At 48.2% G+C, this 12,671-nt stretch carries 9 protein-coding genes; all 9 read right to left on the bottom strand.

What is annotated here, in order from left to right:
* Positions 1–6: 6 nt before the first annotated feature.
* The 9 genes from IPJ96_05475 to IPJ96_05435 all read right to left on the bottom strand — a co-directional run bounded on the left by IPJ96_05475 (position 7) and on the right by IPJ96_05435 (position 12,669).
* Positions 7–600 (bottom strand): molecular chaperone TorD family protein, encoded by a 594-nt coding sequence (locus tag IPJ96_05475; protein MBK7909798.1) that lies wholly within the window; start codon positions 598–600, stop codon positions 7–9.
* A 7-nt stretch (positions 601–607) separates the two neighbouring features.
* Positions 608–1,891: a c-type cytochrome gene (locus tag IPJ96_05470; GenBank protein ID MBK7909797.1), complete on the bottom strand. Its 1,284-nt coding sequence runs from the start codon at positions 1,889–1,891 to the stop codon at positions 608–610.
* 76 nt (positions 1,892–1,967) lie between these two features.
* Positions 1,968–3,098: a dehydrogenase gene (locus IPJ96_05465; GenBank protein MBK7909796.1), complete on the bottom strand. Its 1,131-nt coding sequence runs from the start codon at positions 3,096–3,098 to the stop codon at positions 1,968–1,970.
* 30 nt (positions 3,099–3,128) lie between these two features.
* Positions 3,129–6,608, bottom strand: coding sequence for a molybdopterin-dependent oxidoreductase (locus IPJ96_05460; protein MBK7909795.1), 3,480 nt, complete (start codon positions 6,606–6,608; stop codon positions 3,129–3,131).
* Positions 6,609–6,630: 22 nt separating this feature from the next.
* Entirely contained in the window at positions 6,631–7,983 is a 1,353-nt protein-coding gene (locus IPJ96_05455) for an alginate export family protein (protein MBK7909794.1), read from the bottom strand.
* 124 nt (positions 7,984–8,107) lie between these two features.
* Positions 8,108–8,761: a Crp/Fnr family transcriptional regulator gene (locus IPJ96_05450; GenBank protein MBK7909793.1), complete on the bottom strand. Its 654-nt coding sequence runs from the start codon at positions 8,759–8,761 to the stop codon at positions 8,108–8,110.
* A 254-nt stretch (positions 8,762–9,015) separates the two neighbouring features.
* The gene (locus IPJ96_05445; GenBank protein MBK7909792.1) at positions 9,016–9,546 is read right to left on the bottom strand and encodes a sulfite exporter TauE/SafE family protein; all 531 of its coding nucleotides are present in this window, start codon (positions 9,544–9,546) and stop codon (positions 9,016–9,018) included.
* 120 nt (positions 9,547–9,666) lie between these two features.
* Positions 9,667–9,861 (bottom strand): cold shock domain-containing protein, encoded by a 195-nt coding sequence (locus tag IPJ96_05440; protein MBK7909791.1) that lies wholly within the window; start codon positions 9,859–9,861, stop codon positions 9,667–9,669.
* A 300-nt stretch (positions 9,862–10,161) separates the two neighbouring features.
* Positions 10,162–12,669: a T9SS type A sorting domain-containing protein gene (locus IPJ96_05435; protein MBK7909790.1), complete on the bottom strand. Its 2,508-nt coding sequence runs from the start codon at positions 12,667–12,669 to the stop codon at positions 10,162–10,164.
* Positions 12,670–12,671 lie beyond the last annotated feature (2 nt).

The raw sequence follows: 12,671 nt of genomic DNA, 5'->3' as shown, positions 1-12,671 counted from the left end.
AACAGTTCATTGGGTGACAGAATTATATAGTAGGGAATCAGCTTCAACAAAAGCGAGAATCGACTCAGTCAGTGTCTTGTAATAAGGCAATGCATCTCCATTTTGCATCATTTCATTGAATTTTCCAGCAAATTCAGTGAGGTGACCGGTTAGAAATCCAGAAAATATCTCTCGCGTAACGGATGCCGATTCCTTGTCTCGAGCCAGAGACTCCTTCAACTTTAATACCGCAGCGAACTCAAGTTGGTACATTAGCGAGTCCGGGGTTTCACCAGACTTTGGACTGAGTCCGAATGCGGCATAGAAGGCAGACACCTCGCTTACCGCATTATATCTTGAAAGGACATGACTCTCGGTAATCGCCAATCCCCCTTGAATAAAGACCCTCGAATATTCTGTCTGCAGAGTAGTCGCATCCGGGTGCAGAAGCCTTAATTTTCGCACAATATCTGTCCATTTTCGATCAGGCAGGTCTACCGAATCTAATGATAGTAGCATTTCACGCACTCGTTCATGACGCTCAGCGTCCGGGTAGGCAATCGCTTGACTCAAGAGTCGATACATGTCCGATGCGACAACATTCTTATCTTCATTTTCCATATCTAGATTACTTAAGAGTGAGGTCCACCCAAGAACTGTAATGTTTACGACCGCCAATATTTTGCTTCGAGCCGTTCCATACAGCAAAGGACACTTTAGTAATTTCAGTAAATTTGGCCTTATTGATATTTCCGGTATTTACAGGAATCACCAAACAAACTGTCCATTGGTTATTTTCCCATTTACCCCAACCTTTTGCCTGCTGAGTCTCTTGCGTTGCTAAAGTACCGAAACCAGTCGCATTTGCTTCTTCTACCGGTTCTTTTCGCATGATCGACGATACTGGATTTTTCGAGTATGTTCCTGGGAGATTATTAAAACTTTGACTTTCTACAATATGCTCGGCAGTGATATCCTTTGCATAAATCCTCTTGCTTCTGTCTAATTCGCCCTCCTGAAATGGATAAACATCCACCCACAAATTCGGATGAGCATCTAACACGTCCCGAAAACCTCGTTCACAATCCTCCTGCCAGATACCCTTCCAGTGAATGATATGCACCTTGCCCCCGGAATTTCCCATCATGTAGCTTGGAATGCTACTCCCATCTACAGGCAGCTGAACCGCCAACTGATCACAGAAAAGATCAGCATCTACAAATACATCTCGGGTAGAATCCGCCCACGTTATCAGGAACGCCACCCAATTACCAAAGTACAAGCTTTTAACCTTCAAGTCACTTATTGACGCAACCGGTAGATTAGGATAGGTAATTTGCTGTGGTGAAACCGGCACAACTACTGCTTCGGCTTGTTCCCATGAAACAGCGCTGATATCCTTCGCCTGAATGGGGCCATCCATCTTCTTTGAGTGGATGACGATCGAAGAAGTATCCCATGCCGTAACCCGTTTGACAGCATCTTGCTTTACTCCGGTAGATTTTGGCTTATTGACCGTCACCGGATTCACCGTCTTCCCGGCAATCTTGGAAGTTCCGGAACTAGTGGCGGGTTTAGACTTTGACTTAATATATGTCAACACTGATTTAATCTCAATATCCGAAAGGGCTTGATCAGGCATCGGGATTTTATTGAACTCATTGAAGAGCTTTACAGCGACCGCGTCACCATTTTTAACCATCGCTTGTGAAGAGCGGATGAATCTGATCAGCCATGATTGACTACGTCGTTCGCCAACATTCACGAGGTCCGGCCCTACCACCTTTCCTTTGCCTATCGAATGGCACGCAACACAGGTAGTTGTGAATATTTGCTCTCCACTTTTTTGAGCGGTACTAGCTAATGCTTGGAGGAGGAGCAGGATAAGTAAGTGAAAGACTCTGTTTTTCATAAGCATTATTAATTATCTTTTCAGGTAAATAGAAACATGAAGCACCGGGCAGGCGATTCGAATCCTATCTGCCGCATCAGGGCGTATTGTGCCGGTAAGTCCCTATTTTTTCGTCATAATAAGCTCTTACATGTACTGGTTCAGTGTACGGGACACGAACAACCTCATCACCGAGTTCATTGTAACCAACGGCAAAATGTTCCTCGGCCCTATAGCTGTGAATAATCTTCGTGGTATTTCCAAATAGCAGAAATGCCGCCAATAACTCCCGGTCATCATGTATATTTCGATAAGTCTCCACTGCTTGTTTTACTGATGGGCCGAACATCTGAAGTAGAAAATCTCCTGGAACATGAATCGGCGGCACGTAATAAACATTCGGCTGCGTACCATATTGGGGATAGAGCGGCAAAGCGACCTTCCGGATATTTACAATCATGTCGATCGGGTTATCTTTTCTGGGCTCCTTTGCAGCCTCCATGAAGCCTTGCATTCTGATCTTTCCGATACAGGTGGTTACACATCTTGGCTGTTCGCCCTTTTCAATCAGAGGATAACAACCAATGCACTTCTCAGAAACACGTGTTACCATATTATAAAAAGTCTTTTTGTATGGGCACGCTTTCACGCATTCCTTATATCCTCTGCATCGTGATTGGTCAATCAATACGATGCCGTCCTCCTCCCGTTTGTAGATCGCTTTTCTCGGGCAAGCAGCAAGACAGGCTGGATATGAACAATGATTACAGATTCTGGCCAGATAAAACATCCATGATCCATGCATTCCGTTGAAGAAAGCTCCTTTTTCAAGCATTCCAACAACCTCATCCTCCCCGATATTGGGGTAAGCATAATCCCGCTCGGCTGGTCGCCATCCCCGTACGCGTTCTCCGGGAGCCGTCTGCTCAAATATTGTAGAACCTTCGTACGATCCGTCTGCCGACCACCGCTGATTTTTAAGCTCTCGCAGCAGATTCACATCCCAACGCAAAGGGTATCCGCCATATGGCTTAGTCTCCACATTATTGAAAAAAATCGTCTCCTCCCCTCTGCCAGCCGTCCAAGTGGTTTTACACGCTACTGTACACGTCTGACAGGCGATACACTTATTGGTATCGAACACATAAGCAATTTGCCTCCTCGGTTTGGCCTCCTCGTATGGATATTCCATTTTTCGCTTTAACTGCGAATTGTTCACTTGCGCCATAACTCATGTTTTATATATGAATGATCATGCTTACTTAATAAAATCCCCTTTCAGGAAAGTCAGGAAGTCGGAATCCTCATAGCTAGGCCGCATTCCTTTCTCTGCCCCTTCCCAAAGCCCCTGACCACCTAAACCTCCACGCTCGGCGAGCGATATTCTGACAAACGACTCCCGCGGGTTACCGGTAGCCCCGTGTACATCAATTTCGAATCCCTTCCCAATCCCCTGTCCAAGATTATTTTTTCTTACAAGTGAATCGGTCAGTAGAGTAGGCTTCAGCCAGGCTCGCGTACAACTCTGATGGGAGCCTCGGCGGAAAAGGGCTTGATACCCAGTTGTTTCATTTTTTGCCAATCCTGTCGGATTGTCCTTATTTCCCTTCACAGAACCGTACGTCGCACCGTATGCGTTGTGCCACATTCGTGTTACACCTCTGGGAGTACCTGGATAATATCGTGCACGCGCCATTAATCGCGCTAACTCATATGCCTCTCCATTTTTCTGCAATTGCCACCCCCTGAATGGCCGATCACTCGGATCCGCGTCAATCCAAACATAATCGCCATCTTCGACGCCAAGAGATTGAGCATCGGCCGGATTGATATCAATATACAACTCGGTAACAAACGGCTTCCGTTTGTCCCTTCGATGCATATCACCAAATGGCCCGAACCAGACTGCAATGATATCGGTATCAACCGGGGTAGTATGCGCTCCGTGCCTGAACTTCGGAGTATGGAAGACAAATCGAAAATCTTTATCTACCGTCTGCAAAGGGTGATGCGTCAACTTTAACTCGCTCCAGGGCTTCCTGATATTCCTCGCTTGCCTCGTATCAGTTGAAATATCCTTTGGATCAACTCCATATTTCTGGGGTTCGTCTGGCATAATGCAAGGATGTTCCTTTCCTAAAATCACATTAGGCTCAAAGAAAGTCGAATCAATTGGTTCGCGGAATACCACCATGTTCTCGCCGGCTTCGATAAATTCTGGTTCATCTCGATAAAATTCCAATCGGCCGGATTTGGTGTACCATTGCTTCTCTTCCTGAGACTGCTCCATCCCAACATACTTTGGATAGGTCCGTGTCATCAGGAGGGCCGGAATCCCCTTCATGGCCTGCTGTTCCAACTCCTCAAATCGGTAACCTTTCGTGCCCTGACTGTTATCCAGTATTCGTTGCAGATACACCTCTGGCTTATTCTCATGAACGAAGCGGAAATAATCGGCGAAGCGGCCATCACCCGTCAGATCCCCCATCGCTTTCGCAACGCCCGCCAACACTTCAATGTCTCCCTTAGTATCAAATATCCTCTTGAATGGAGTTCGAGGAAACACATATAAAAAGGGGTTCGTAACGGACATGGTAATATCCGGGTACTTGAACTCTGCCCAACTGTCCACTGGGAAAACGATATCCGAATATTCACATGAACCCGTCCACCACCACTCCAACACACTGATGAACTCGATCTTCGGATAGGTATTTACGACATTCTCATAATGACCCTTAGCATTCGCGAGCAGCGAGTTACCATTCGAGACCATGATTGATTTCGTCGGAACCGGCATATGAGTCTTGCCGGTCATATTCTTCTTCCCCATACGGAGTATGCGGTCCCCATTGTTGAAAAAGTGCGCCGATTCATAATGAAAATACTTTTTCACCTTGGATGGCTTCATAGGATCCAACTGGATATTGAAGGGGTCTTCCGCTATGTAATATGGCAATCCGGTAAAGTATGCACCCCGGTAATTACCGGCAAACGAACCTACGTTCCCCCCCGGCTTACCGATATTTCCGGTGAGAGATGCCAGGAAAAATATCGCTCGATCCTTCAGGTCATTATTGAAAAACTGGTTCGGCCCCATACCATTTGCAATCAGTGTTGTCCCGTTGTTCCGGGCAATTTCACGCGCAATGGTTCGTATACCTTCCTGAGGCGCCCAGGTAAGCTCCTCAACCGTTACGGGGTCAAAATTCTCCAACACATATTCCTTCATCAGGTCAAACACGGGGCGAACTTCTATCTCATCCCCATCCAGGAGCTTCACCTTGTATCGGCCTTCCAGGGCAGGCCGTAAGCCCTTTTCCAGCATAAATTTCCCGTAATCATCGCGGGTAACTACTGCAGTCTTTTGTTTCTCCTCATCCCAAATGACAAAATCACCCCACTCTCTTGCAAGCTCCTCGCTCACAAATGGAACTCCCTGTTTCAAGGTATGCTTTGGCTTTTCGCCAGACTTGAGTACTTCCATATAACGGGAGGCGTTGACACTCTCGTAGTTGGCGAGAAAATCTCCAGGCTTTAGTATCTTCTGATTGTCCTGCCGTATCAGAAATGGAAGATCGGTAAACCGGGTTATGAAGTCCTTGTCGTATAATTTCTCGTTAATGATCACATGTGCAAAGCCCAAAGCTAATGCTGGCGTTACGCCAGGTCGTACCACCAGTAAATAATCCGCTTTATTAGCAGTTGCACTGTACTCACAAGCAATCACCGTCACCTTGGCTCCCTTTAAGCGGGCCTCTGTCAACCAATGCGCATCAGGCATTTTGGTGGTAATCCAATTCATTCCCCATACCACAATATGCTTGGCATATTCTGTACATGCCAGGTCGAAATCGACTGTTTGCGCGCCGGTGACCATCGGATGCCCAGGAGGCAAATCTGTATGCCAGGCATAGCTATCCCATGTGCGGGCTGCATGCGAACCTTCCGCACCTTTCTTGTTGAAATAATCATCGAGCAAGGCAAACGAATTCGCAAGCCGGTTCATGCCGAATATCCTGGTCACTCCCAACGGAGCCATCCCACCCCTGAATTTCAACACTTCCACGCCGTGCCCTTCGGTGGCTTCTACCATCAATGGATCATAACCCTGCATCTGCAACTTCTTCTGACCCGACTTTCCATTGTATGTCTCTGCGATATTGGCAAGCGCCATTGCAGCATATTTAAATGCGTCATCCCAACTAATCCTGACAAACGCCTCTTTACCCCGGTTGATTAAGTACTCCGGAGGGATAGTCCCATCTTTCCCGCGCGGCATCCCTCTGGTAATCCACTTCAGATACCCCTCTCGGATAAGCGGATACTTTGCACGCCGGTCACCATAGAATCTTCTGGCAAGAGCCAAGCCCTTTTGGCAACAACGCGGCTCCCACCGTGCCGAAGCCTGATTGCCTTGCAAATCCTTCGCCTCTGAAAAACCGTAACTTGGAGCGATTCTGATAAGTGAACCGTTTTTTACATGCGCTTTTAAAAGACAATTATGTGTATCATTCGGTGCACACAAAAAGGTAAACTCATCATCATAATTCCACAGATCACGATAGGTTTTCTCCCAGTCGCGTGAGGGATATCGTGCAAGCGGATTATCAATGTCAAGTGGATCGAAAAAAGTAAATGCCTCCGAAAAGCCGCTGAAAGGCATTTGGGACAACATCACCGTGCCCAGCCCTGAAAGCAGGGATTTTTTTAGAAATTTTCTCCTGTTAGTGTCCATAATGTATGTGCCGTTTTCGATATTACATTCTCAATCCGGTGAACTTAACTTTATTACCCGGCCGTATCAGCATCATGATATAAGCCCAGTAATTTGAAGTCGAAGCCTTTATATCACCAGTCAGGGCCTTCATTGTTTCCTCAGCAAGGAAAATTGAACATCCCCCTTGAAGAGAAAATTGGTCGTTAATAATAAAACCGAGAGTTAAGTCGCTCTCCATTCCCAGGTAGCGATCCATTTTTTCATCCATATGACCTGCCTGCGGATTTCGCACATCTTCCGCAGCTAAAAATCGATGTACGGATAGCCCGACAAATCCCGATGGGCTGTATTCAAAAACCCCCTTCAAGTAGGAATCCCACAGTCCGACAGAGTTCACATGCCTTCCACCCACATAGAAGTAATCCATATATCCATTGAACTTGTGATTGGTCCCGAACAGTGGATTGTAGGCATTGGATCGGTGCTGCTTTGTGCTGAATTGACTATTGCCCGATAGAATCTCCGAACCCAAAATGAATCTAAACTTACGTGGCTCCTTGCCGATCCGCTCCTGCTTCAATTGATATACAATCTCACCTCCCAGGTCAAATGCTTCCAGAGCCTTGTCATTTGCTGTCTTTCCTGTTTGCCAATAAGCAAAACCTGAAACATTCCAAGCACCAACACTGTAGCCTAATATCGGCAATCCCAACGTTTGTGAATACAGCACCTTTTCATGTCGTGTACTGTCATTGTCAATGCTCAGGAATTGCTCGCCATCATTCCAAAACAGAAATCCGAATTTTAATCGATTGACTGAACGATTCAACCATAAGTACTGAGCGATTTTGTACTGCCCAGTAATACTATAGAAATTACCTTGCAATTGATTCTGCTTCTCCTGATTGAATGCAAAGCCACCATGAAGTGCAAATCCTTCTTTCGAATACTGAAAGGCCGCAAGATCGTGTGCCCTTGCCTGTAATGCCCAATCAGCATTGCCAAGAAATCGCCCATCATCATAGTTAAGTTCCTGTCTGCCAAATTTCAATTTTAATCGATCTCCAATGCTTAACTCAGTCCACGCCTCATGAACAGACAAGAAACCGTCCGATAATTTATTTGGCGTCGAACTTCCCCAAGTTCGAATGTCCTGAAGCGCAACATAAAACCTCAAACGTTCCGATTGGTAATTGAATTTCAATCGGGCTCGCTGTCCTATAAATGCTGCATACTCCGCATTACTACCGGCTGGTTTACCATAACCGTTTAGAAACTCCCCACGCTGAATAAACTCTGCTTGAACCCCGATGCCGCCCTCCGCCAACGCGACATCATGCGTGATTAAATTTATTACTACTATAATGAATGAGGAAAGTTTTCTGAAGTACATTGCCAGGAGCTCCCTTCGGCAATACCCAAAGTACTTTCTTTGAATAATCACAAGCATGCCGACAAACGTAACGGCAGCCTTTTCACTAAAAAAACACCGGCATCACAAGAAAATGTGATTCTGGTCACACATTAGGCGGGAACTCCGATCGAGCAATCCGGTGTAATTTCGCAGAATCTACAATGGCAATCTCCTTGCCGAAAATCCGAACAAATCCTTCTTTATTAAATTCAGACAATACACGGGTAGCTGTCTCCCTGGAAAGTCCCGCCAAACTCGCTATCTCCTCACGGCTGAGCCTCACCTTAATCTTCTGTTGCGGAGCTTCAACACCAAAAATCTGTTGTAATCGTAATAACGCATCGGCTAACCTTTCTCTGGCAGATCGCTGAAAAGCATTTGCATTCGAATGTTCAGCCTCCCTTAGGTCTTTCGCCAGTACTTTCATCAGGCGAAATGCGATGTCCGGGTTATGTGAAATTAGTGAAATCAATGCTTGCTTGGGGAGATAGCAAAGAACCACTTCATCGATCGCAGTAGCCGTAGCGCTATACAGTTCTTCCGATAAGAATGACCGATATCCTAACAATGCACCCTCTTGGCCCAAGCGCACAATTTTTTCCTTCCCATCAGGTGTTGACTTGAATATCTTGACCTTGCCGGTAAAAACCACAAACAATCCGGTTGGCGCAAGATTTTCCTTGAAAATTAACTCCCCTGGCCCGTAAGATAACAGCACCTTGTTTGCATTGAATATTTGCAACTCCGAAGGTCCCATATTGCAAAAAACTGAAGCATTCCTAACACAACAGTGCTGACAATCAATTTTCAAATCACGTTTGACTCTTCGATACATTGGCTAGACCTCCAATTGGATGGCACGATAAAAGTACGAATTTACGAATTGCATGAATGCAAATGGCACTTCTCTCTATACCACCACACGACTTGTCTGTTCCCCGGCTGCTAGTCAGAAGGCACCAGCCTGCATTTCTTCACTTTGATATTCTACTCAATGAAATCACCTCAAACTCAGATCCAGATTCCGTGAAACTTGACAGCAACCGTAGTTTGTGCCGAACAACCCACGGCAACTCGTCTTGCAAAAAAAATTCTTGCAGTGTCCAGGAATCCGGATTTGATCGGTGCTAGAAGGGTCCCTCCGATGATGCACGCAAGCCAGGTTGGTAACAGACGCGTCGCGTTGTGCTCACTATGCCCCATCGGTATCGCGATCCGGACGACCGAGATCAACAGACAGCAACCCAGCAATACTTTGTAGATCCGATCGGGTAACACGGTCAGCGAACCGAGATAAGCCATCGGAACCGATAAGAGGATGAGCGATAGAAAAAGGCGCTTTCGAAAATATCCCGCTCTAAAGAAATGCCAGGTTGCAAGTGCCGACACCAACAGGTTCAATTCCAACGCGACCGGCCGGATGATAACTTGCGCAAAGCCCGCGAGCACCATCAAAGCCGTATACCCGCTGGCGCCGCCATGCCCCACCGCCGCGTTCATCCAGGCGATCAATCCAAAGCAGGCAATGACCCACAACTCCATTTCACGAATTTAGCGAATCGGCAAGAAAACATCGGAACCCTTCCTTGCTTATCCGCTGGCAGGGGTAAAAAAAATCCGCCCCTGTCTGGGGGCGGACTAGTTTAACAGAAGAGAAATATGTTACTGAGCGATCTGCACTTCGATCGCGTTCATACCTTTTTTTCCTTGCGTTAATTCAAACGTCACAACATCGCCTTCATAGATGTCGGCCCGTAATCCCGTGGCGTGAACGAAGATGTCTTCGCCCGTCTTCTCGTCACAGATGAAACCGAATCCTTTGGCACTGTTGTAAAACTTTACTTTACCTTTTTCCATTGTACTACTGTTTAATTATGAATTGATTAGCCGCAAGGTCGTCATAATAAACCGGCTAACCTAATGAGGGCAAGGGATGCGCTTCCCCAGACGCTACATTCATGGATAATCTGACTGAATTCCCCCTTTATCCGTAATTATTTATTTTAAGCGAGCAGGTATAAAACTGCCGGATCAGGTCATTGCGCATCAATTCAGTTCCGGTTGCACAGGGGCGACAACGGCTTTCCGTTCAATTCAAAACACCTACAATCAGCTACGGAAAATTATCAATTCCTGTATAGCAGACATACAAATCCCCTATCGAGCAACCAGGAGTCTTTTCACAGTATGCATTCCTCCTGCAACGATCTCCACTGAATAAGTACCGGTTACAAGGTTCCGCAGATCCACCACCGCGCTCGACCCTTCGCTTTGGACGTCGAGGCAAATTCTTCCGAACAGGTCCAGCACCCGCAAGGAAAAACCGCCGGACGATTGTCCGAGGTCGATGGTAGCGGTTTGTTCCGCCGGATTTGGATACACTCGGATGCTACCCGCCGACGACTGCCCGATAACGCTCGTCAGGATAAAATTGAAATCCGCCGAGATGGCTTCACACCCCAACGAATCCGTCGCGATCACATGATAGTCACCGTTCACGACCGGCAGGTAAAACGGATCCGTTCCACTGGCCAACAGGGTATCGTTCCGGTACCAGGAATAAGTAGCGGCACCGGCAGTGGCGAGCAGACTGTCGCCCGCTTGAACGAGACTCGCCGAGAACCCGGGGCTGACTGTCACCTCCGCCGTTGCAGCAGCGGTACACCCTTGCTCGTCCGTCACCTGAACCGTGTAGGTGGTCACAGAGAGCGGGACGACCGTGGGATTGGCCACCGTATCGCTGCTAAGTCCAGTTGCGGGAGTCCACAGATAGAACAAGGCGCCAATGCCCTCGCTGCCGGTCGGCGCTCCGCCCAGCTCAAGGGTATCGCCTGCACACGATACCTGCGCAAGCCCGGCATCAGCCAGCAAGGGCAAGTGCGGAATCACCAGTACGGTATCGGAATAATTATCACAGGTTTTCGATTCGAAATGTTGCGATGGAGCTATCAGCGTGGTCATCACATAATACTCGCCCGCGCTGTCCGCCCGGTAGGTCATGCCGGTGGCACCGGGTATCGGCACACTGTTCCAATACCACTGCGTTGTCAGACCGGCGCCATTGTACAACTCAAGCGTGCGCAGGGTGTCGCAAACAGTGGCGGGTTGCTGCAACGACATATCGATGACGGGTGAGAGCGAATACTGCAAAGTATCGGTCTGCCCGTTCGCATCGGTCACCACAAGGGTGTAAGCCTGATAAGCCCTCACGGTTATCACGGGATCCAGGATGGTGTCGTTCGAGAGACCGTTCGAAGGTGTCCAGCGCACCGAATAAGGTGCACAGCCACCAGCCAGCGTGATGTGCGGCTGATAGGTCTCGTTGTAACACAACGGCACATCGTACTCCCAGATCGGAGCGACCAGCATCGGCCGGTTACGCGGACTCCGCTCGGCGATGGTGTATATGTCCTCATCGTTGGTCATCGTCCACCGGTGATAATGCTGAGAAGCCTGGAATCCGTCCGGCTCGATGTTGTACGTGAACTCACTACCGCATGGATTCGTACAGCCGCCGGTGGACTCGATATACGAATAGTGATTGAGTGTATCGTAAGTATAATCGGTCACCACCGGACGATCGACCGCAAACCAGGTCGAGTCGCCGGAGATCACCTCCAGCGCGTAATCGCCCTCGGCAGAATGGATCAGCAACAACTCACCACGCAGATAACCGGAGTCGAAATCCTTGATGTAAGCCGTCGGAAAGAATGAACCCGACAAATTGAAATCCGTCCAGGCGAAGGAGTGAAAGTAGACCGTTTGCTCCAGCGTATCCACATACCACGTCACGCTGTCCAGGGTCTGGATACCGGACACCACATTATCATCGTACCGCTTTCGTTCAGCGCACCACTCATCCGTCTGGAAGAGGTAGGGTGTCAGCGACTGGAATACCCAGTTGGAAGCTCCGGAATCCCAGGTACTGTAAGCAAGACCGGTACGGATCGTTCCCGAGTAACTGAACTGATACAACGAGTCATTCACCCAGTTGCCCAGGTCGCCATGCTGGTAGGTACGGTCGTTCGGATGCCCGTCGATGTAGGTCACCAACTCGCGCGTGCGCGGCACCCGACTGCTGCCACTGAAATCGTAAACGGCTGTTTCCGTAACCTGACCAGATCCATTGACGATCCGGTCGGTTACTTCGACAGAGTCCCAGGCCGAACCATTCCATTGCAACTTCGCCTCGAATACCAACTGGTTGTAAACGGGATGATAGGAGCGAATCGTCTGGCGGTCATTCACCCAACCGGTCGTAGATCCGGTCAGCGTCAGTAACAAAACCACACGGCCGGAGCCGTCGAACGTGGTATCGGTGCGCGACCAATAGCCGGTATTACAATTCGGTGGCGAGGGAGGAAAGTCGAGTTGCGTACAGGTCTCCACGATCCCCGAGTCCAGATCATAGGTCGCGGTGGAAACGGCATAGGTATAATTGCCCATTGCCTGGTTCAGGCCATACACCCAGGTAACGACCACCGAGTCGTTGCCACACCCGGCTTGCGCCATTGCCCGAAACGAGCATGAATGCAACAGCAATAAAAAACTGAGAGAAAGTAAGCGGAGCATCATGTGGAGATGATAAGACAAAGCAAGATGGTCAAATCCCGACGCTTCGACAAAACCCTTCAACGCTGCTGCCCTGCTTTTATACCAACGCATAG

Source organism: Bacteroidota bacterium (assembly GCA_016713765.1).
GTDB classification, from domain to species: domain Bacteria; phylum Bacteroidota; class Bacteroidia; order AKYH767-A; family 2013-40CM-41-45; genus Pollutiaquabacter; species Pollutiaquabacter aromativorans.
This window is presented reverse-complemented; position numbering and strand designations above follow the sequence as displayed.